This window comes from Qipengyuania benthica (assembly GCF_030717865.1).
In the GTDB taxonomy this organism is placed as follows: domain Bacteria; phylum Pseudomonadota; class Alphaproteobacteria; order Sphingomonadales; family Sphingomonadaceae; genus Qipengyuania; species Qipengyuania benthica.
This window is the reverse complement of the sequence record NZ_JAVAIL010000002.1, coordinates 222,934-242,212: the sequence shown is the minus strand read 5'-3', so window position 1 is coordinate 242,212 and position 19,279 is coordinate 222,934. Positions and strand designations below refer to the sequence as shown.

The window sequence follows — 19,279 nt, the reverse complement described above, 5'->3', positions numbered from 1 at the left end:
GATCGCGAGGGATAACGGCACGATATGGACTTGACGGCTCTTGATGCGCGCGGAGCATCCGCGCTCGACACGATACCAGAGGCTTGCGGCAGGGTCACCGTGGGATGCTCCGATGTCGCGGGCATCGTGCAGGCGGTGATCGATACCTCGGGCGTATTGCGCGCCGAGCATCTCGAGCTTCAGGGCACCGTGCACGAACTCGAGAAGGATCAGCGCCGCGTCGCCGAAGCCAGCGACGAGGCGCGGCTGCTGTCGGCCAGTGCGATCGAGCGGCTGGGGCAGGGCACCAGCCAGATCCAGTCCTCGCTGTCGCAGATCACCCGGCTGCTCGACATGGTCGAGACGCTCGCGACCCATGTCACCGGCTTTGCGGCGGCGATGGATCAGGTAAAGCGCTGCTCCAAGGATATTGCGCAGATCGCCGAGACCACCAACATCCTCGCGCTCAACGCCACCATCGAGGCGATGCGCGCGGGCGAAGCCGGGCGCACTTTCGCGGTGGTCGCCAACGAGGTGAAATCGCTCGCCGGCGAGACCCGCAAGGCGACCGACGAGATCGAGGAGGTGATCGAGACGCTGGGTGCCGAAGCCACCACCGTGATCGACCGGATCGAGGAAGGCGCCAAGGCCAGCAGCCATGCCAAGAACTCGGTCGCCAGCATCGAGCAGACGCTGACCGGGGTGGGCGAGCTGGTCGAAGAGGTCGATTCGCAGAACGAGCAGATCGCCAAGGCGACCGCGATGATGACCGGCAACGTCATCCGCGTGCAGGACGTTCTCGAAAGCTTCGACAAGGCCGCCAACGGCAATGAAGAGAAGCTCGCCACGGTTCACAGCCGGATGGAAGACCTCGAGATGGTCGCCAGCGACATGTTCGACCGGCTGGTACAGTCCGGGCTCGCGCCGCAGGACAGCACCATGGTCGAGAAGGCGCAGCGGCAGGCGCGGCTGGTCGAGAAGCTGACCGAACAGGCCATCGCCTCAGGGGAAGTGACGCTCGAACAGGTGTTCGACCAGGATTACCGCCCGATCGAAGGTTCCAACCCGCAGCGCTTCCGCACCGCGCTGATGGACTGGGCGCATCGCAACTGGCGCCCCGCGCTCGATGCGCTACCCGCCGAGGACGAACGGATCATGGCCGCCGCCTGCACCGACATGAAAGGCTATCTGCCCACCCACATCACCAAGCATTCGCAGGCTCCGACCGGCGATCTGACCCACGATACCCAGTTCTGCCGCGATGGCCGCATCATCCTCGAACCGATCGACCAGAAGGCCAAGCGCAGCTTCGCCCCCTACATGATGGCCGTCTATCGCCAGGAAGGCGACGGCACCACCTATCGCGTGGTCCGCAACGTCTATGTCCCGCTCACCATCCAGGGCCGCCGCTGGGGCGATTTCGAAGTGGCCTATTCGATCGACTGACGGGCTTCTAGTCAATCGTCCGTATAGATGGTCGTTTCGCTGCCTTCGTCGCCCGGCAGAGGCCGCGTGGTGGCGACGATCGGCGCCTCGTTCAAGGCGACATTCGCCGCCTGGTCGGGGGTCGGCATCGCCGTAAAGGGCAGGAAGGTCTTTACCTCCAGCCCATCTGCGGTCGTGACGCGATAGAGTCCGGCGCTTTCGCCATTCGCCTTGCGAACAGCGTCGAGAATTTGGGCGGGCTCGATGCCGATACTGAATCCCGCGTCTCCAAGCGCAATCAGGTAGCGACCGTCGCCGTCGGAAAGCATATATATCCCCTGGCGATCGGTTTTCTCACCGATCGAGCAATAGGTCGAGGCACCCAAAGCGGTCTCGCCGTCTTCGCGCGGGTCCTGCCTAAGCTCGGCGATCGTCCTGCCTCCGAGGAGCCCTTCGGATAGCGCTGCCCGCATGCGGCTGTCTTCATCATTAGCGATCCTGCCGGCCTCGACGAAGGTTGGCTCGCTTGCGCATTGCGGAACGCGATAGGCTGGGGTTCGGGAAATCCCCTCGACCGGAGGAAGCCCCTCCAGAATGCGCACCAGTTCCTCATCCAGGGCTTCGGCGGACAGCATTCTTGACGAAAGCCTCAGCTTGATCAGCCATTCGCCGGCCCGGTACAAAGCGACGCCGGTGCTGCGATAGTCGCCCTTCCCATCGAGCACCGACCGGATGCCGCTTGGAGCGCCGCCCCCGGATGGCACAAAAGCGCTGACGCTCAGCGACTCCGGGTCGAACGGCCCCATTCTGGAGTTGAGCAGCAGCGCCGTGATCGCGCGGTCGTGCCAAATCGAGGGATCGGGATGACCGGGCCGATAGACGTAGATTGACAGGATCGTCCCAGTGTCCGCAGCAAAGTAGCGCGCTCCCATATTGGTATCGCGTTCCTCGAACTTCGTCACCGCCCGGCGCTCATAGGGCCCGACCTGCGCGGGGAAGGTCATAGCGGTCCAGGCGTGCTGCCAATCCTCGTCCGCTGCGATGAGGATGTCTTCCACTTGGGCGCCCGCAGGCGCCGAAGCGCCAGCGAACGCAAGAACCGCGCCTAACAGCAAACCGCATCGACGAAGCGGACCCATCTTTATTCCCCCCTGACGATGGGGTTTATGGCACGGAAGGCCGCTCAGCCAAGCTCTTTTGGCCCTAGCCCGGATTGCGGCGGGCCATGAAGGCGAGGCGTTCGAACATCATCACATCCTGCTCGTTCTTGAGCAGCGCGCCGTGGAGCGGGGGGATCGCCGAATTGGGATTGCTGTCCTGCAGCACCTCGAGCGGCATGTCCTCGTTGAGCAGCAGTTTCAGCCAGTCGAGCAGTTCGCTGGTGCTGGGCTTCTTCTTGAGCCCGGGGACCTCGCGCAGCTCGTAGAACATATCCATCGCCTTGGTGACGAGGTTCTTCTGGATATCGGGGAAGTGGACCTCGATGATCTCGCGCATCGTGTCGCGGTCGGGGAATTTGATGTAGTGGAAGAAGCAGCGGCGCAGGAAGGCGTCGGGCAGTTCCTTCTCGTTGTTCGAGGTGATGATCACGATCGGGCGCTCGGCGGCGGTGATCGTCTCGTGAGTCTCGTAGACGTCGAAGCTCATGCGATCGAGTTCCTGCAACAGATCGTTGGGGAACTCGATATCGGCCTTATCGATCTCGTCGATAAGCAGCACCGGCAGCTCGGGCGCGGTGAAGGCTTCCCACAGCTTGCCCTTCTTGATGTAATTGGCGATGTCGTGGACTCGCTCGTCGCCGAGCTGGCCGTCGCGCAGCCGGGCGACCGCATCGTATTCGTAGAGGCCCTGCTGCGCCTTGGTAGTCGATTTGACGTTCCACTCGATCAGCGGCGCACCCAGCGATCGGGCGACTTCCTGCGCCAGCACCGTTTTGCCCGTCCCGGGCTCGCCCTTCACCAGCAACGGCCGGCGCAGCGTGACCGCCGCGTTGACCGCAACCTTGAGATCCTCGGTCGCGATGTAGGATTGGGTGCCTTCGAAACGCTGCGTCATTCTCTTCCCCGGATTGTCGGATTGCGATTTGCAACCCGATTAGGGACGCGGGCGCAGCGGGGCAAGGGGGCCGTTGAGGGGATGAACGTCAGCGGTCGAGCGCAAGAATGCGCGTTGCCGGTCGAGCGCAAGAATGCGCGTTGCCGGTCGAGCGCAAGAATGCGCGTTACCGGTCGAGCGCAAGAATGCGCTGGGCGATCGCCAGCAGCGTGGTGGTGTCGGTGGCGGACTGCGGGTCGTTCCAGCCCAGCGCCAGCATGTGCCATTGGCCCGCTTCGTCGCGCAGCAGCCAGCTCAGGTTGCGCACGCCGGGTTCCGAACCGCCCTTGTAGCCGACATATTCCCAGCCTTCGCGGGCGCTCTCGCCCAGCGCGGTGTTGACCGCCATGATCTTGCGGGCGGTGTCGTCTTCCAGCGCAACGAGGCGGCGCATCAGCAGCCGCTCGTCCGCCATGCTGGCGAACCATTCCACGCTGTCGATCAGCCTGGGCGCGCCCCCCGAGAACAGATCGAGGATCGGGGCGGGATCGACCCCTTGCGTCGCAAGTTGCTCGAGCATGACCCGGCGTGCGGCCTCGTCCGCTCGCGCATAGGCCTCGCCCTGGTCGCCGCCCTTGAGCACGAAGAATTCCACAGTCTTGAGGAAGGGCGTCGACAGCTCGGGAGCCGAGTGGCCTGTCGCGCGCATTTCCGCTTCCACCGCCTCGCGCCCGATCGCGTCGATCAGCAGATCGGTCGCGGTGTTGTCGCTGATAGAGATCATCAGCGTGGCGGCGGTGTGGAGCGTCAGGGGGGCGCCCTCGGGCCAGTCCTGCAGCATACCGCTGGGAAAGCTCTTGTCGCCCAGCGTCACGACGTCGTCCCAGCCCAGCCGGCCTTCCTCAACCGCCCGCGCCAGCGCCGAGAGGACGTAGAGCTTGAACGTCGAACCCAGCGCATAGGGTTGCTGCGGATCGCCGAACACGAACTCGGGCTCGCCCTCGATCGGGCCGAACCAGGCGGCGGCGCTGCCGGGCAGGGCGGCGAGATCGGCGGCGATCTTGGCGGCACTGTCGTCGATCGGTTCGAAGTTCTGCAGCAGGAGTTCGGTGATCTTGCCCGGCGGCTCGGTCTGAACCGCGATCCCGCCGCTCGCCAGTGCGCGCTCCATGCGGATGGTGATCGCCGCGCGCGCGGGGCTGACCGGCTCGATCTTCTCGACCGCCAGTGCGGGGCCGAACTGACTGGTCAATTGCGCGCCGATCGCCTTGATCTGCTCGGCCGAAACGCTTTGCAGAAAGCTGGCGGCCATTGCCTCCTCGGGGGCCAGCGTGCCGTTGAGCAGCTCGACCACCTGCGCTGTGCGCTGTTGTAGCGGGGTGGCCTGGCTCGGCTCGGCAATCGAGGCCTCCTGCGCCGCGAGCGGCGCCAAGGGAGCGAGTGCGAGGCCCAGCGACAGGAGGGCAGGGGCAAGACGTCTCATAAGAACACTCCTTCACTGCGATAGCGTAGCGGCGATTTGCTCCGGCTCAAGCGCGCGCTTTACTGCTGGTGGATCCGGCGGTCGAGATCGGCGATTTCGCGGTCGAGACTGCGGGCCGCCCAGAGGTTGAGCGCAATCACCGCGGCAAAAATGCCGAGCACCACCGCAGCCGGCCCGGCGATTCCCGAAAGCGCAATCGGCCAGCCCGTCCGCTGCGCCACCTTGAAGGTCACCACTCCGAACAACACCAGCACTCCGGGTACCAGCGGCCCGATATACCAGATCGGCACCGAACGCAGCGCGGCGCTCTGGTGTGCGAGCTGGCGACGCAGATGCGCGGCGCAGCTGTCTTCGGGTCGACGCTCGAGATTAGAGCCGCGGCGAGCGAGGTTCGCCATCACCGCCAGCGCGCCCATGGCCACCAGTAGCGGCCCCAATGCAAGGAGCCATTCGCCTCTTGCAAGGGAGGCGATGGTGCCCGCGCCGAACAGCGCAATCACCAGCAACCCGGCAGCATATTCCATACCGTTGCGGCGCCTGATCGTGCGCTCGAACCTGGTGGCACGCTGCGAGCAGGTATCGGGTTCGGCGAACTTCGCGTCGGCGGCCTGCGCGGCCCAGCCGTCGAGACGGGGTTTGCTCATCGCTGGTCTCCTTCATCCTGGCCGCTCGCGGTGGCCGGCAGTTCGAAATGGCGCGCGAGCTGGGCCCGGATGCGGTGGAGCCGGGTGGTCACCGCGCCCGGCGAAAGCCCGGTGACCTCGGCGATGTCCTGCCCGGTCTCGCCCTCGAGCCACAGCAGGATGAGCTGCGCGTCGAGCGCGGGGAGGCGGCGGATCAGCTCGGCGACCCGGTCGAGCGCATGCGAATCGGCGACCTGCGCTTCGGCTCCATGCTGGACGAGGAATTCGTCGATCTGGTCGATCGCGATCCTGGCGGGCTGGCGGAGCGCGCGCGCGACATGTTCGGCGGCGACATTGTGCGCTACCCGGAAGACCCAGGTCTTGAGGCTGCAGCGCCCGTCGAAGCGCTTGAGGCTGCGCCAGATCTCGCAATGGATATCCTGTTCCAAGTCGCGCGCCCGTTCCGCATCGCGCTCGAAAGCGCGCGCGAGCCGCGCGACCGTCGGCGCGAATTGCCGGCCCGCCTCGGCATAGAGATCGTGTCTGCCCGTCTGCATGCTCCCTTAGTCCGCCGCGGCGGCGGTTTCTTACACGGGCCATCCCATAGGGGCGGGGAAATTTTGCCTTGCCGCGCGGGAGTTCCTAAGCCGTCGCGGCAAAGGGGGGCGACAGGCCTGCCCCCCGCTGACGCCAGACCGGAGACCCGCATGCCGACCGAGACGATCACGATCCAGACCGAGGCCGGCCACGCGCTGGAGGGCTCGCTCGAGCTGCCGACCGGGCTCACCCGCGGCATCGCTCTGTTCGCGCATTGCTTCACCTGCACGCGCCAGAGCAAGGCGGCGGTGGCGGTGGCGCGCGCGCTGTCGAAGGAAGGGATCGCCTGCCTGCGGTTCGATTTCACTGGGCTGGGCGGCAGCGGCGGCGAGTTCGGCCGCGCGGGCTTTGCGACCGATGTCGCCGATCTGGTGCTGGCGGCGAATTATCTTGTCGAACGCTTCGAACAGCCGGTGCTGCTGGTCGGGCACAGTCTGGGTGGAGCGGCGGTGTTGGCGACAGCCGAGGATATCGGGGCCGACAACATCGCCGCAATCGCCACGATCGGCGCGCCTTCGGACGTCCCGCATGTGCTCGAGCGGATAAAAGGCGATCTGGTCGCGATCCGCGCAACCGGCGAGGGCGAGGTGTCGATCGGCGGGCGCGCATTCACGCTGGGACGCGAATTCATCGAGCGGGTCGAGAGCGTCGACCTGATCGCCGAGGTCAACAGATTGCGCAAGCCGGTGCTGCTGCTGCATTCGCCCACCGACGCCGTGGTCGGGATCGACAATGCCTCGGCGCTGTTCGGCGCGGCGACGCACCCCAAGAGCTTCGTCAGTCTCGAGGGCGCCGATCACCTGCTGCTCGACAGCCGCGACGCCGAATTCGCCGCCAGCATGATCGCCAGCTGGGCGCACCGCTATCTGCCGCTGCGAGACGACTGGCCGATGCCCGAGGAAGGCGTGGTGGTGAAGACAGGCCATGGCAAGTTCGGCACCGAGGTCCACACCGATAGCCACCGCTTCCTAGCCGACGAACCGCGCAGCGTGGGCGGAGACGATACCGGCCCGACGCCTTACGATCTGCTGCTCGCCGCTTTGGGCACCTGCACCGCGATGACGATGAAGATGTATGCCGACAGAAAGGGCTGGCCGTTCGAAGGCGCGTCCATCCATCTCACCCACGAACGCGATCACGCGAAGGATTGCGTCCAATGCGATCAGGAACGTGCCAAAATTGAAACACTCGATCGGCGGATCGAGATCTTCGGCGACGCGCTATCAAAGGAACAGCGCGAGCGAATTATCGCGATTGCCGACCAGTGCCCGGTTCACAAGACGCTTGAGAACTTGTGTGTGCGCAACTGCGAATAACGGGTCGTAGCCTTACAGCCGCGTCACCCACCAAAGCAATTCACGTAGACCTCGCCCTCTCGGCAGATAGCGATATATTTATCGTTCAGTGTATCGTAAATCATCGCTATTTCCCCTTTCTCGATCCAGAATTCGAAGCGATATCTTTTCGCTATTTGATCGATATTTGATATCGGTTCGGGCAGGGTGCCGACAAAAAATTGTTCTTTGGATAGGGCTCCAGGCGCTTCACGCGGGGCAAGCACCCTTTCGGGCGGGCAAGTCTCGATAGAAGTGCAAGCAGTCAATATCAGAGATACGAAAAGTCCTGCCAAGACATTCTTCGGTTCCATAAATAGCCCCTCCTTTTCGATGATACCCCGCGTTAGAAGCCAACCGGCCCTGAATGGCAAGCTCAATCCAAGGCAAAGCTCTCCGTTCATTGGTTCCGATCGTGCGCTAGTATAAGTCTATCCAATCACGCGTCGATCAGTTCCTTGTCGAGCTCACCGGCGCGGTTCTGGATGAAGTTGAAGCGGTGCTCGGGATTGCGGCCCATCAGGTGATCGACCAGTTCCTTGACCACGGCGCGGTCCTCGAACTCGGTGGGCAGGGTGATGCGGATCAGATTGCGGCTGGCGGGGTCCATGGTGGTTTCGCGCAATTGCTGCGGGTTCATCTCGCCCAGGCCCTTAAACCGCCCCACATCGACCTTCTTGCCCTTGAACACCGTCGCCTCGAGCTCGGCGCGGTGTTCGTCGTCGCGGGCGTAGCGGCTCTCCTTGCCCGCGGTCAGCCGGTAGAGCGGCGGCTGCGCCAGGAACAGATGCCCGCCACGCACGATCTCGGTCATTTCCTGAAAGAAGAAGGTCATCAGCAGCGTGGCGATATGCGCGCCGTCGACATCGGCGTCGGTCATGATGATGATCCGGTCGTAGCGCAGCGAGCCGGGGTCGCAATCCTTGCGCACCCCGCAGCCCATCGCCAGCGTCAGATCGGCGATCTCGGCATTGGCGCGGATCTTGTCGGCGCTGGCGCTGGCGACGTTGAGGATCTTGCCGCGGATCGGCAGGATCGCCTGCGTCTTGCGGTTGCGCGCCTGTTTGGCGCTGCCCCCGGCGCTGTCGCCCTCGACGATGAACAGCTCGGTTTCGGCCTCGGTTTCGCCCGAGCAATCGGTGAGCTTGCCGGGCAGCCGCAGCTTCTTGGCGTTGGTCGCGGTCTTGCGCTTGATTTCGCGTTCCTGCTTGCGGCGCAGGCGCTCGTCCATCCGCTCCATCACCTCGCCCAGCAGCGCCTTGCCGCGCTCCATATTGTCCGAGAGGAAGTGGTCGAAATGGTCGCGCATCGCGTTCTCGACCAGCCGCGCGGCCTCGGGCGAGGTCAGACGGTCCTTGGTCTGGCTCTGGAACTGCGGATCGCGGATGAAGACGCTGAGCATGACCTCGGCGCCGGTCATCACGTCGTCGGCGCTGATGTCCTTGGCCTTCTTGGTCCCGGTCAACTCGCCGAAGGCGCGCAGCCCCTTGGCCAGCGCGGCGCGCAGCCCCTGCTCGTGCGTGCCGCCATCGGGGGTGGGGACGGTGTTGCAATACCAGCTGGTCGAGCCGTCGGAATAGAGCGGCCAGGCGATCGCCCATTCGGCGCGGCCCTGCGAGATGCCGTCCTCGCTGGCGGCGAATTCATGGCGACCGACGAAGGGCTGCGCGGTGACGCAGGGACGCTCGCCGATCTGCTCGGCGAGATGGTCGGACAGCCCGCCGGGAAACTTGAACACCGCTTCCTCGGGCACTTCGTCGGTGGCGAGGCCGGGAGCGCACTTCCAGCGGATCTCGACCCCGGCGAAGAGATAGGCCTTGGAACGCGTCAGCTTGAACAATCTCTTGGCGCTGAAGGACCGGTCGCCGAAGATCTCGGTGTCGGGGGTGAAGGCCACGGTGGTGCCGCGGCGGTTGGGGGTGGGACCGAGTTCTTCAACCGGCCCGAGCGATTCTCCGCGCGCGAATTCCTGCGCATAGAGCTGCCGGTCGCGCGCGACCTCGACGCGGGTGTGGCTCGACAGCGCGTTGACTACGCTGATCCCGACTCCGTGGAGGCCGCCGCTGGTGGCGTAAGCCTTGCCCGAGAACTTGCCGCCGGAATGCAGCGTCGAGAGGATCACCTCGAGCGTCGATTTGCCAGGATATTTGGGATGCTCGGCGACCGGAATGCCGCGCCCATTGTCGGCGATCGTGACGCGGTTGCCCTCGTCGAGCCGCAATTCGATCCGCGTGGCGTGACCCGCGACCGCCTCGTCCATCGCATTGTCGAGCACTTCGGCGACGAGGTGATGCAACGCGCGGTCGTCGACCCCGCCGATATACATGCCCGGGCGGCGGCGAACCGGCTCGAGGCCTTCGAGCACCTCGATCGAGGAAGCGTCGTAATCACCGCTCGAGGCGGGGGTGTTTTCGAACAGATCGTCTGACATGGACCCGCTATATCGCGCGCGATTCCCCGGCGGCAAGCGAATGCGGGCTCTTATCGTCAGGGTTAGCCGCCGTCCATGAGAACGATGGCGAGGTCTGGTCAGTCGTCGAAGCGGGCCGGAGCGGGATCGACGATCACCACCTCGCCATCGCGAATCTCGCGCACCTCGAAGCTGCGCTCGACCACGCCGTCCCGTCCGAAGCGGAAGGCCCCGTCGAGACCCAGGAAGCCGCCGTCATCGCGCAGCTCGTCGGTCGGGAAGTCGCGGCCCAGGCGCCAGTCCTGCGCCACCCGCAGCGCCAGCAGCACCGCGTCGTACCCCAGCGTCGAGATGCGATAGGGTTGGCCACCGAAGCGGGCCTCGTAGCTGTCGACGAAGCGGCGGTAGCGATTATCGGAAACCGCTGAGAACAGCGCGCCGCGTAGCGCTGGCGTACGGGTAACCGCAACCTCGCCGCTCCACAATTCGGTACCCAGAATGCGCGTGCCCTGACCGCCGACGCGGCCCGCCGCCTGTTGCGCGAGCCTCGGAGAATCGGCGATCAGCACGGTGTCGTAGCCGCCGCGGCGGCTCAGCCTGTCCGCCGCCGACATGATCGAGGTGTTGCCGCGCGCATAGCGTTCCGCGCCGATCACACGACCGCCATAGGATTGCACCGCCGCCTGCAGCGCCGCTTCTGCGCGGCGGCCGTATTCGCCGTCGGGCGCGAGCACGGCGAAATCGCGCGCGCCCTGGCCACGGGCATATTGCACCGAACGGCGGACCGATTGTTCGGGAATGTGCCCCATCACGAAGACATCGGGCGAAGCGATCGCGGCATCGTTGGAGAAGGAAATCAGCGGCACGTCGCCGGGGCGCGCCTCGGCCAGCACCGCACCGACATTCTCGCCCATCAGCGGACCGAGGATCAGCTTGTTGCCATCTGCGATCGCGCGCCGTGCGGCATCGCGGGGATCGGCCGAGGTGTCGTAGGTGGTGATCCGCAGATTGGCGGCGTCCGTGTCCAGCAGCGCCATGGTCGCGGCATTGGCGATCGACTGGCCGACTGCGCCGTTCTCGCCCGACAGCGGCACCAGCAACGCAATACGGTGATGCGTTGCATCTTCCGGCAGCGCGGTGGCGCTGGGCATCGGGGTCGGGGTCTCGACCGGTCGGCTGACCGGTTCGGGACCGCGCGGAATGATCGAGCAGGCTCCCAGCAGCGTCGCCAGGCCGGCGACCGCGATCTGCCGACGGGTGATTGTAAAGCGCTTCATCCTTGCCGCGTCCCTCATTGCTGGTTCATGGGTCCGCCGTGAGCGAAACCGCATCCCGTGTGCCCGAACCTCTCGAACCCGGGCTCTATATCGTCGCGACCCCGATTGGCAATCTCGGGGACATCACCCTGCGCGCCGCCGATGTGCTGCGGCGCTGCGACGTCGTGGCCTGCGAGGACACCCGGGTGACGGGAAAGTTGATGAAGCATCTGGGCGTCTCGAAGCCGCTGTGGCGCTACGACGACCACAGCGAGCATCGCGACCGGGAGCGGTTGGTGGAAACCCTGCGAAGCCGCGCGGTGGCGCTGGTGAGCGATGCGGGGACGCCGCTGGTATCCGATCCCGGCTACCGGCTGGTCAATGATTGCCGCGCCGAGGGGATCGCAGTCACCGTGCTGCCCGGCCCCTGCGCCGCGATCGCCGGGCTGAGCGTCTCGGGCCTGCCCAACGATCGCTTCCTGTTCGCCGGTTTCCTGCCGAGCAAGGAGAAGGCGCGGCGCGACGTGCTGACCGAGCTGGCCGGCGTAGATGCCACGCTGATCTTCTACGAGACCGCGCCGCGGCTGACCAAATCGCTCGCCGCGATCGGCGAGGCTCTCCCCGATCGCGAGATCGCGGTGGCGCGCGAGCTGACCAAGATCCACGAGGAATTGCGCCGCGGGCTCGCCGACGGGCTCATTGCCTGGTTCGAGGCGCATCCGCCCAAGGGCGAAATCGTTCTGCTGATCGCCCCGCCACTGGAAATGCAGCAGGCCAGCGCGGCTGATGCCGACGCGCTGCTGCTCGAGGCGCTGCAAACCAGCAAGGCTTCGCAGGCGGTGGCGCAGGTCGCCAAGGCCACCGGGCTCGACCGCAAGCTGCTCTATGCCCGGGCGATGGAACTCAAGCGCGGATGAAGCGCCAGCGCGCCGAGCGAAGCGGGCGCGAGGGTGAACGTCGCGCGGCTTTGTGGCTGCGGGCCAAGGGCTGGCGGATCCTCGCCGACCGCGTAAAGACGCCGCGCGGCGAGATCGATCTGATCGCCCGGCGCGGCTCGTTGGTCGCCTTCGTCGAGGTCAAATACCGGCGCAACAAGGTGGATCTCGATCACGCGATCGACGAATACCGGCTCGCCAGAGTGGCGGCGGCGGTCGAATGCATCGCGCATGACTACGCGGGCGAAGGGGACGACATCAGGATCGACGTCATCCTCCTTGCGCCGGGCAGCCTGCCGCGCCACATCGCCAACGCCTGGCAGCCGTGAGGCCCCGCCAGCACAAACACGCCTGCACAAGCCGCGCCAGTCGAGGAAACCGCAATGAGCCTACGCGTCGCCGTCCAGATGGACCCGATGGAATCGATCAAGATCGCCGGCGATTCCTCCTTCGCGCTGATGGAGGCGGCGCAGGCGCGCGGGCATTCGCTGTTCCATTACGATGTTCACACACTGGCATGGGAAAGCGACGGCAGCGCGCGCGGCAAGATCACCGCGCATGGCGCGCCGGTCACGGTGCAGCGGGTCGAGGGCGATCATTTCACCATCGGCGAGCGGCGCCCGATCGATCTGGCGCGCGACATCGACGTGGTGCTGATGCGGCAGGATCCCCCCTTCGACCTGGGCTATATCAGCGCCGCCTTCATCCTCGACCGGCTGCACGGCGAGACGCTGGTGGTCAACGATCCGCGCGAGGTGGTCAACGCGCCGGAAAAGATGTTCGTGCTCGACTACGCACAATTCATGCCGCCCACGCTGATCGCGCGCACCATCGACGAGGTCCGCGACTTTCAGGCTCGCCACGGCGCGGTGGTGGTCAAGCCGCTCCACGGCAATGGCGGCAAGGCGATCTTCCGGATCGGCGAGGACGGCACCAATCTGTCGGCGCTGTTCGAGGTCTTCAACCAGACCTGGCCCGAGCCGCATATGGTCCAGCCTTTCCTCCCCGAGGTGGCGCAGGGCGACAAGCGGATCGTGCTGGTCGATGGCGAATTCGCGGGCGCGATCAACCGCAAGCCGGGCGAGGGCGAATTCCGCTCCAATCTGGCGCAGGGCGGCTATGCCGAGGCCGCCGGGCTGACCCCGCGCGAAGAGGAAATCTGCGCCGCCATGGCGCCCGAACTCAAGCGCCGCGGGCTGGTCTTCGTCGGGATCGACGTGATCGGCGGCAAATGGCTGACCGAGATCAACGTCACCAGCCCGACCGGCATCGTCGCCGTCGACCGCTTCAACGGGACCGACACCGCGGGCCTGATCTGGGACGCGATCGAAAGGCGCCACGAGGTTTGAACGCTTGGCCGCCCAGGACGTTGGGCAGACATGGATGATATCGTAGTCGCGGTCGTCGAACGCCTCGGCCTGGCCGGAATTGCCTTGCTCATGGCTCTGGAAAACGTCTTTCCGCCAATGCCGTCGGAGGCCATCATGGGCTCCGCGGCGCTGGCGATCGAGCGCGGCTCGATGCAGTTCTGGCCGGTGATGACCGTCGCGACGCTGGGAACGCTGGCGGGCAATTATGCGTGGTTCTGGCTGGGCGATCGCTGGGGATACGAGCGGCTCGGCCCCTTCATCGATCGCTGGGGCCGGTGGCTAACCCTCGAATGGGAAGACGTCGAGCGCGCGATGATCTTTTTCGAGCGGCACGGGCACTGGGTGGTGCTGTTCCTGCGCGCGGCGCCCTTCATGCGCACCATGATCAGCCTGCCCGCAGGGCTCGCGCACATGAACAAGCTCAAATTCTGCATCTTCACCGCGATCGGTGCGGCAGCGTGGAACGCGATCCTGATCGGCGGGATGCAATGGCTGTCGAACACCTTCGAAAATTCCAACATCGTCAGCTGGGTGATCATCGCCACGCTGGTGCTGGCCGCGGTCGCCTATTTCTGGCGACTGGCGACCTGGACGCCGCGCAGCGAGCGCTGAGGATCAATCGCCGCTCTCGCGCGGATGGGCGGTGCGATAGGTCTCCAGCAGGCTCGCCGAATCGACCTTCGTGTAGATCTGTGTCGATCCCAGGCTGGCATGGCCGAGCAGTTCCTGCAGGCTGCGCAGATCGGCACCGGCGCCCAGCAGGTGAGTGGCGAAACTGTGGCGCAGGGCATGCGGCGTGGCGGTCGCAGGCAGCCCGAGCACCGTCCTCGCGCGTGCGGTCGCTTTCTGGACCATGCCCTGCGACAACGGCCCTCCGCGCGCGCCGCGAAACAGCAGGTCGTCGTTAGCGAGCATGAAGGGCAGCTTGGCGGTGTAATCCGTCACCGCCTCGGCCACGATCGGCAGGATCGGGACCACACGCTGCTTGCCGCCCTTGCCGGTGACCGACAGGCGCTCGCCCAGCGGAAGGTCGCTGGACCGGAGCGACAGCGCCTCCGCGATCCGCAGCCCCGCGCCATAGAGCAGCAGCAGCACCGCGCGGTCGCGCGCGCCGATCCAGTCGTCGGCCGCGAGCGCGTGAACCGTATTCGCAAGGTTGACCGCTTCGTCGGGGGTCACCGGTCGCGGCAGGCCCTTCTTGATCCTGGGCCCGCGCAGCCGCGGCGCTCCCGCTGCGGGCAGTCCGGCCTGATTCCTCGCAAAGCCGACGAAGCCCTTGAGCGCCGAGAGCTCGCGCGCCGCCGAGGCATTGGCGAGTCCCTCGGCGCGGCGCGCGGCGAGCTGGCCGCGCAGTGCCGCGGTATCGAGGCGAGCGACCGCATCCCAGCTTGCGAGCTCGAGCCGCTGCACCAGGCGCCTTGCGGCGGCGCCATAGGCGCGCACTGTGTGCGGCGAACGGCGGCGGGACTGTGCGAGATGGTCGTGCCAGGCCGCCAGCAGCACCTCCTGCGTCACGCCGCCACCAGTTCGCCGGCGACCAGATCGGCGAGCAGCGCATCGAGCAGCGGCATGCCCGCTTCGCTCACCACGATGCGCTCGCCTTCGGTTCTGACCAGCCCGAGTTCGCGATGCAGCGCGAGCTTGCCCGCGTCGATCAGCTCGGCTCGCGCGAAGCCGAAGCGCGCCGAGAGTTCCGCGCAATCCACCCCTTCGCCCAGCCGCAGCCCCATCAGCAGCGCCTCGGTCGCCTGTTCGGCGCAGCCCAATTGCCGCTCCTCGACGATCCCGTGGCCCGAGGCGCCCACTGCGGCGAGATAGTTTTCGGGTTTGCGATGACGCTGCGTCGCCACGCCGCAGCGGCGCCCGTGCGCGCCGGGGCCAATCCCGACGTAGTCGCGGTAGCGCCAATAGGTGAGATTGTGCCGGCTCTCCTCGCCGGGGCGCGCGTGGTTGCTGATCTCGTAGGCGGGCAGACCGGCGGCGGCGGTCATCTCGCGGGTGAGGGCGAACAGATCCGCCGCGCGCTCGTCGTCGAGCGGGGCGAAAATACCGCGGCGCACATCGGTGGCGAAGCGCGTCGCCGCCTCGATGGTGAGCTGGTAGAGCGACAGGTGATCGGTGCCGAACGCCAGCCCGCGCTCCAGTTCGCCGCGCCACGCCGCCTCGTCCTGCCCGGGCCGCGCATAGATGAGATCGAAGGACACCCGCGCGAAATGGCGCTGCGCCACTGCGATCGCCGAAACCGCCTCCTGCGCATCGTGCAACCGACCCAGGAATCGCAGAGCCTCATTCTCGAAGGATTGCACCCCCAGCGACACCCGGTTCACCCCGGCGGCGGCCAGCGCGGCGAAATTCGCCGCCTCGACCGAGGAGGGGTTGGCCTCCAGCGTGATCTCGATCCCCGGCGCGAACCCCCACAACCGCTCCGCCTCGTTCAGCAGTTTAGCAACCAGCGGGGGTGGCATCAGGCTGGGGGTGCCGCCGCCGAAGAAAACGCTCTCGAGCTTTTCGCCGCCCCCAGCGTGCGCTTCGTGGCGCAGATCGGCCAACAGCGCCGCTTGCCACTGCGACTGCTCCACCGTCTCGCGAACATGGCTGTTGAAATCGCAATAGGGGCACTTCGCCAGACAGAAGGGCCAGTGGATGTATAGGGCTTTCGCCATGCTGTCCTTCAGCGAATCTTAATCCCGATTGGGCGAAATCCCGTCCATGGGTCGGATTGGACAATCGGCGCTGCTGGGCAGCGCCATCGCTATTCTATGTGCCACGGCTGCGCCCCTGTTCGCAAGCGAAGGCTCGTCACGCGGCGGTTCCGCCGCCGGCGAGCGCAACGCGCGCATGCAGAACGCAGCCTATGGGTTTGCGCCCGGCGACCGCATCGCCGCGCGCATTCTCGACACCCACAACGCCGAACGCGACCGCCTGCGATTGCCGCGCCTGAAATGGAACCCCCACCTCGAGCGCGAAGCCGCCGAATGGGCGACTACGCTGGGGCGCCGCGGCGTCCTCGAACACGCCAGCGGCCAGACCCGCAACGGCACCGGCGAGAATTTGTGGATGGGGACCGCGGGTGCGTGGAACGTCGAGAGCATGGTCGGAATGTTCGTCGAGGAGCGCAAGCACTACCGCCACGCCGCCTTCCCCGATGTCTCCCACACCGGCAATTGGGCCGATGTCGGGCATTACACGCAGATCGTCTGGCGCGACACGAAAGAAGTGGGCTGCGCCATGGCGACCGAGCGCGGCAACGACGTGCTGGTGTGCCGTTACTGGCCCGCAGGTAATGTGTGGGGGGCGAAGGCCTTCTGAACCGCTGGTGCGGTGGAGGGGCTCAGGCGAACTGCTCGGCGACCAGCTTTGCAAAAGCATCGGCGCGGTGGCTGATGCGGTGCTTTTCTGCCGGGTCGAGCTCGGCGAAGGTCTGCTCCATGCCCGCAGGCACGAAGACGGGATCGTAGCCGAACCCCAGCGTCCCGCGCGGGGGCCAGGCAAGGCTCCCGGCCACGCGGCCCTCGTAGACCGCGCTTTCGCCTTCGGGCCAGGCTAGCGCCAGCACGCAATGGAAGGCGGCGGCGCGCGAGACCTCGGGTCCGCGCTCCTGCAGCATCCCCTCGACCTTGCCCATCGCCATGAACCAGTCGCGCCCGGCGGATCCCTCGAACCACTGCCGTTCGGCCCAGTCGGCGGTATAGACCCCCGGCCGCCCGTCGAGCGCCTCGACCGCGAGCCCGCTGTCGTCGGCCAGCGCGACGATGCCCGAGGCTTGCGCCGCGGCATGCGCCTTAAGCAGCGCGTTCTGGACGAAAGTCGTCCCCGTCTCGGCCGGCTCGGGCAGGCCCAGCGAGCCCGCCGACAGGCATTTGAGCCCATGCGGCTCGAGCAGCGCCGAAATCTCCTTCAGCTTGCCCGCATTATGCGTGGCGATCACCAGCGAGCCGGGGCCGAGACGGCGGGTCACCGGCGGACCGCCTCCTCCTGCGCCGCAAAGATGCGGTCGCAGCCGATCCGGGCGAGCCGCAGCAGCCGCAGCAGGCCTTCCTCGTCATAGGCGGCGCCTTCGGCAGTGGCCTGCGCCTCGGCGATCTTGCCGCCCTCGAGCAGGACGAAATTGGCATCCGCCTCGGCGTTGGAATCCTCGGGATAGTCGAGATCGAGCACCGGCGTGCCCTTGTAGATACCGCAGGAGATCGCCGCGACCTTGGCGGTGATCGGATCGTGTGGGATCGCACCCTCCTTCATGAGGCCGTCGATCGCGATCCGCAGTGCCACCCAGGCGCCCGAGATCGCGGCGGTGCGAGTCCCGCCATCGGCCTGGATCACGTCGCAATCCAGCGTGATCTGGCGCTCTCCCAGTTTCTTGAGATCGACCACAGCGCGCAGGCTGCGACCGATCAGCCGCTGGATTTCCTGCGTCCGGCCCGATTGCTTGCCGCGCGCCGCCTCGCGCTGGCCGCGGGTGTGCGTGGCGCGCGGGAGCATGGAATATTCGCCGGTGACCCAGCCTTCGCCCTTGCCGCGCAGCCACGGCGGGGTGCGATCCTCGATGCTGGCGGCGCACAATACGCGGGTGTCGCCGAAGCTGATCAGGCACGAGCCTTCGGCGTGCTTGGCATAGCCGGGCTCGATGGTGATGGCGCGCATCTCGTCGGGTGCACGTCCTGAAGGTCGCATGGGAATCTCCGCATTGGGTCTGTCGCGCACGACGCGCTGGTGATCGTGCCGCGCCGATAGGCGCTTGGGGCTTGAGGGCGCAAGCGATGTGTCTAGATATCGAATATGGCCTCACCCCCGCTCACCGAACTGACCGATCGCGCTCGCGACATCTTCCGGCTGGTGGTCGAGGGCTATCTCGACAGCGGCCAGCCGGTCGGCTCGAAGACACTGGCAGGCGACAGCGGGCTCAATCTCTCGCCCGCCTCGATCCGCTCCGTCCTCGCCGAGCTCGAACACCGCGGACTGCTGTCCGCGCCGCATACCAGCGCCGGGCGGATGCCGACCGACAGCGGGCTGCGGCTGTTCGTCGATGCGATGATGCAGGTGGGCGAACCCACCGAGCGAGAGCGCGCGGCGATCGAGCAACGGATCGCGGAACCCGGCCCGATCGAGCGAGCGCTCGAAGAGACCAGTGCGCTGTTGTCCGAGCTATCGGGAGCGGCGGGCATGGTCATGGTGCCGCCGCGCGAATCGCGTCTCGCCCAGGTGTCGCTCACCGCGCTCGATGCCAATCGCGTGCTGGCGGTGCTGGTCGCCGAAGACGGACATGTCGAAAACCGCATTCTCGCGCTCTCGGCCGCGGCCTTGGGCACTTCGCTCGAACAGGCGAGCAATTATCTCACCGCCAAGAGCGCGGGACGCACGCTCGCGGAGGCGTCGCGGCGTATCGAGCACGAGATCGCCACCGGGCGCACCGCACTCGACGATGCCAGCCGCGATCTGGTCTCGCGCGGACTCGCCACCTGGTCGCACGACGCCGCCGAACGCCCGGTGCTGATCGTGCGCGGCCAGGCCAAGCTTCTGGACGATGCGGCGCTGGCGGATATCGAACGGGTGCGCTCGCTGCTCGACGATCTGGAAAGCAAGCAATCGGTCGCCGAACTGCTCGAGAACGCCCGCCGAACCGAGGCGACGCGGATCTTCATCGGCAGCGAGAACCGGCTGTTCTCGCTCTCGGGCTCCTCGGTGATCGCCGCGCCCTATCGCGCCCGCGACGGAAAGGTGGTCGGGGTACTCGGCGTGATCGGCCCGACTCGGTTGAATTACGCCCGGGTCGTGCCCATGGTAGATTTCACGGCCCGACAGCTGGGCAAACGTATCGGATAGAACGGGAATTTTC

General features: G+C 66.4%; 20 protein-coding genes. 8 read left to right on the top strand and 12 right to left on the bottom strand.

All coding sequences use genetic code 11. From position 1 onward, the window contains the following. Positions 1–24 precede the first annotated feature (24 nt). The gene (locus tag Q9K01_RS06470) at positions 25–1,425 is read left to right on the top strand and encodes a methyl-accepting chemotaxis protein (RefSeq protein ID WP_305929399.1); all 1,401 of its coding nucleotides are present in this window, start codon (positions 25–27) and stop codon (positions 1,423–1,425) included. A gap of 11 nt (positions 1,426–1,436) precedes the next feature. Here the strand turns inward: Q9K01_RS06470 and Q9K01_RS06465 are convergent, their stop codons facing one another. From Q9K01_RS06465 to Q9K01_RS06445, 5 genes are all read right to left on the bottom strand, one after another. Continuing rightward, a complete protein-coding gene (locus tag Q9K01_RS06465; protein ID WP_305929398.1) occupies positions 1,437–2,462 on the bottom strand; it encodes a hypothetical protein in 1,026 nt (341 codons plus the stop codon). 145 nt (positions 2,463–2,607) lie between these two features. Beyond that, positions 2,608–3,459 (bottom strand): AAA family ATPase, encoded by an 852-nt coding sequence (locus Q9K01_RS06460; RefSeq protein WP_305929397.1) that lies wholly within the window; start codon positions 3,457–3,459, stop codon positions 2,608–2,610. 166 nt (positions 3,460–3,625) lie between these two features. Beyond that, a complete protein-coding gene (locus Q9K01_RS06455) occupies positions 3,626–4,921 on the bottom strand; it encodes a serine hydrolase (protein WP_305929396.1) in 1,296 nt (431 codons plus the stop codon). Positions 4,922–4,980: 59 nt separating this feature from the next. After that, positions 4,981–5,565, bottom strand: coding sequence for a hypothetical protein (locus tag Q9K01_RS06450; RefSeq protein ID WP_305929395.1), 585 nt, complete (start codon positions 5,563–5,565; stop codon positions 4,981–4,983). Further along, positions 5,562–6,101: an RNA polymerase sigma factor gene (locus Q9K01_RS06445; protein WP_305929394.1), complete on the bottom strand. Its 540-nt coding sequence runs from the start codon at positions 6,099–6,101 to the stop codon at positions 5,562–5,564. Before Q9K01_RS06445 ends, Q9K01_RS06450 begins: the two co-directional genes overlap by 4 nt. Before the next feature lie 150 nt (positions 6,102–6,251). On the opposite strand from Q9K01_RS06445, the gene Q9K01_RS06440 reads away from it, so the two are divergent. After that, entirely contained in the window at positions 6,252–7,457 is a 1,206-nt protein-coding gene (locus Q9K01_RS06440; RefSeq protein WP_305929393.1) for a bifunctional alpha/beta hydrolase/OsmC family protein, read from the top strand. A 23-nt stretch (positions 7,458–7,480) separates the two neighbouring features. On the opposite strand, the gene Q9K01_RS06435 is transcribed toward Q9K01_RS06440, so the two are convergent. The 3 genes from Q9K01_RS06435 to Q9K01_RS06425 all read right to left on the bottom strand — a co-directional run bounded on the left by Q9K01_RS06435 (position 7,481) and on the right by Q9K01_RS06425 (position 11,162). Next, positions 7,481–7,879: a hypothetical protein gene (locus Q9K01_RS06435; protein WP_305929392.1), complete on the bottom strand. Its 399-nt coding sequence runs from the start codon at positions 7,877–7,879 to the stop codon at positions 7,481–7,483. Positions 7,880–7,914: 35 nt separating this feature from the next. After that, complete coding sequence (gene parE / locus Q9K01_RS06430; RefSeq protein ID WP_305929391.1) at positions 7,915–9,906, bottom strand: DNA topoisomerase IV subunit B; 1,992 nt, start codon at positions 9,904–9,906, stop codon at positions 7,915–7,917. 98 nt (positions 9,907–10,004) lie between these two features. Then, on the bottom strand, positions 10,005–11,162 hold the full coding sequence (locus Q9K01_RS06425) for a penicillin-binding protein activator (protein WP_305929390.1): 1,158 nt from the start codon (positions 11,160–11,162) through the stop codon (positions 10,005–10,007). A 38-nt stretch (positions 11,163–11,200) separates the two neighbouring features. On the opposite strand from Q9K01_RS06425, the gene rsmI reads away from it, so the two are divergent. From rsmI to Q9K01_RS06405, 4 genes are read left to right on the top strand one after another with little or no spacing between them, the layout of a single operon-like run. Then, positions 11,201–12,058 carry a 16S rRNA (cytidine(1402)-2'-O)-methyltransferase gene (gene rsmI / locus Q9K01_RS06420; RefSeq protein WP_305929389.1) on the top strand — a complete coding sequence of 286 codons (858 nt, stop codon included), beginning with the start codon at positions 11,201–11,203 and terminating at the stop codon, positions 12,056–12,058. Continuing rightward, positions 12,055–12,405, top strand: coding sequence for a YraN family protein (locus Q9K01_RS06415; RefSeq protein WP_305929388.1), 351 nt, complete (start codon positions 12,055–12,057; stop codon positions 12,403–12,405). The genes rsmI and Q9K01_RS06415 overlap by 4 nt, the downstream gene beginning before the upstream one ends. 54 nt (positions 12,406–12,459) lie before the next feature. Then, positions 12,460–13,425, top strand: coding sequence for a glutathione synthase (gshB, locus tag Q9K01_RS06410; RefSeq protein WP_305929387.1), 966 nt, complete (start codon positions 12,460–12,462; stop codon positions 13,423–13,425). Between the two features lie 30 nt (positions 13,426–13,455). Beyond that, positions 13,456–14,058, top strand: a complete 603-nt coding sequence (locus tag Q9K01_RS06405; RefSeq protein WP_305929386.1) for a DedA family protein — start codon at positions 13,456–13,458, stop codon at positions 14,056–14,058. A gap of 3 nt (positions 14,059–14,061) precedes the next feature. Here Q9K01_RS06405 and Q9K01_RS06400 read toward each other — a convergent pair whose 3' ends face one another. Together Q9K01_RS06400 and hemW are read right to left on the bottom strand one after the other, a co-directional pair. Further along, a complete protein-coding gene (locus Q9K01_RS06400; protein WP_305929385.1) occupies positions 14,062–14,961 on the bottom strand; it encodes a tyrosine recombinase XerC in 900 nt (299 codons plus the stop codon). Further along, complete coding sequence (gene hemW / locus Q9K01_RS06395) at positions 14,958–16,109, bottom strand: radical SAM family heme chaperone HemW (protein ID WP_305929384.1); 1,152 nt, start codon at positions 16,107–16,109, stop codon at positions 14,958–14,960. The genes Q9K01_RS06400 and hemW overlap by 4 nt, the downstream gene beginning before the upstream one ends. Before the next feature lie 46 nt (positions 16,110–16,155). Here hemW and Q9K01_RS06390 point away from each other — a divergent pair, with 46 nt between their 5' ends. Beyond that, positions 16,156–16,755: a CAP domain-containing protein gene (locus Q9K01_RS06390; RefSeq protein ID WP_305929383.1), complete on the top strand. Its 600-nt coding sequence runs from the start codon at positions 16,156–16,158 to the stop codon at positions 16,753–16,755. 22 nt (positions 16,756–16,777) lie between these two features. On the opposite strand, the gene rdgB is transcribed toward Q9K01_RS06390, so the two are convergent. Continuing rightward, positions 16,778–17,404, bottom strand: coding sequence for an RdgB/HAM1 family non-canonical purine NTP pyrophosphatase (gene rdgB / locus Q9K01_RS06385; protein WP_305929382.1), 627 nt, complete (start codon positions 17,402–17,404; stop codon positions 16,778–16,780). After that, positions 17,401–18,117 carry a ribonuclease PH gene (gene rph, locus Q9K01_RS06380; RefSeq protein ID WP_305929381.1) on the bottom strand — a complete coding sequence of 239 codons (717 nt, stop codon included), beginning with the start codon at positions 18,115–18,117 and terminating at the stop codon, positions 17,401–17,403. The genes rdgB and rph overlap by 4 nt, the downstream gene beginning before the upstream one ends. Before the next feature lie 105 nt (positions 18,118–18,222). On the opposite strand from rph, the gene hrcA reads away from it, so the two are divergent. Beyond that, complete coding sequence (gene hrcA / locus Q9K01_RS06375; RefSeq protein WP_305929380.1) at positions 18,223–19,266, top strand: heat-inducible transcriptional repressor HrcA; 1,044 nt, start codon at positions 18,223–18,225, stop codon at positions 19,264–19,266. The last annotated feature ends 13 nt before the right edge of the window (positions 19,267–19,279 follow it).

Bases quoted from the DNA above. Each gene is read 5' to 3' on its own strand.
- Q9K01_RS06460 (WP_305929397.1), bottom strand. From the start codon at position 3,459: ATGACGCAGCGTTTCGAAGGCACCCAATCCTACATCGCGACCGAGGAT.
- Q9K01_RS06405 (WP_305929386.1), top strand. From the start codon at position 13,456: ATGGATGATATCGTAGTCGCGGTCGTCGAACGCCTCGGCCTGGCCGGA.
- Q9K01_RS06435 (WP_305929392.1), bottom strand. From the start codon at position 7,879: ATGAACGGAGAGCTTTGCCTTGGATTGAGCTTGCCATTCAGGGCCGGT.
- Q9K01_RS06440 (WP_305929393.1), top strand. From the start codon at position 6,252: ATGCCGACCGAGACGATCACGATCCAGACCGAGGCCGGCCACGCGCTG.
- gshB (WP_305929387.1), top strand. From the start codon at position 12,460: ATGAGCCTACGCGTCGCCGTCCAGATGGACCCGATGGAATCGATCAAG.
- hrcA (WP_305929380.1), top strand. From the start codon at position 18,223: ATGGCCTCACCCCCGCTCACCGAACTGACCGATCGCGCTCGCGACATC.
- Q9K01_RS06470 (WP_305929399.1), top strand. From the start codon at position 25: ATGGACTTGACGGCTCTTGATGCGCGCGGAGCATCCGCGCTCGACACG.
- Q9K01_RS06445 (WP_305929394.1), bottom strand. From the start codon at position 6,101: ATGCAGACGGGCAGACACGATCTCTATGCCGAGGCGGGCCGGCAATTC.
- Q9K01_RS06390 (WP_305929383.1), top strand. From the start codon at position 16,156: ATGGGTCGGATTGGACAATCGGCGCTGCTGGGCAGCGCCATCGCTATT.
- Q9K01_RS06415 (WP_305929388.1), top strand. From the start codon at position 12,055: ATGAAGCGCCAGCGCGCCGAGCGAAGCGGGCGCGAGGGTGAACGTCGC.
- Q9K01_RS06450 (WP_305929395.1), bottom strand. From the start codon at position 5,565: ATGAGCAAACCCCGTCTCGACGGCTGGGCCGCGCAGGCCGCCGACGCG.
- rph (WP_305929381.1), bottom strand. From the start codon at position 18,117: ATGCGACCTTCAGGACGTGCACCCGACGAGATGCGCGCCATCACCATC.
- hemW (WP_305929384.1), bottom strand. From the start codon at position 16,109: ATGGCGAAAGCCCTATACATCCACTGGCCCTTCTGTCTGGCGAAGTGC.
- parE (WP_305929391.1), bottom strand. From the start codon at position 9,906: ATGTCAGACGATCTGTTCGAAAACACCCCCGCCTCGAGCGGTGATTAC.
- Q9K01_RS06425 (WP_305929390.1), bottom strand. From the start codon at position 11,162: ATGAAGCGCTTTACAATCACCCGTCGGCAGATCGCGGTCGCCGGCCTG.
- Q9K01_RS06455 (WP_305929396.1), bottom strand. From the start codon at position 4,921: ATGAGACGTCTTGCCCCTGCCCTCCTGTCGCTGGGCCTCGCACTCGCT.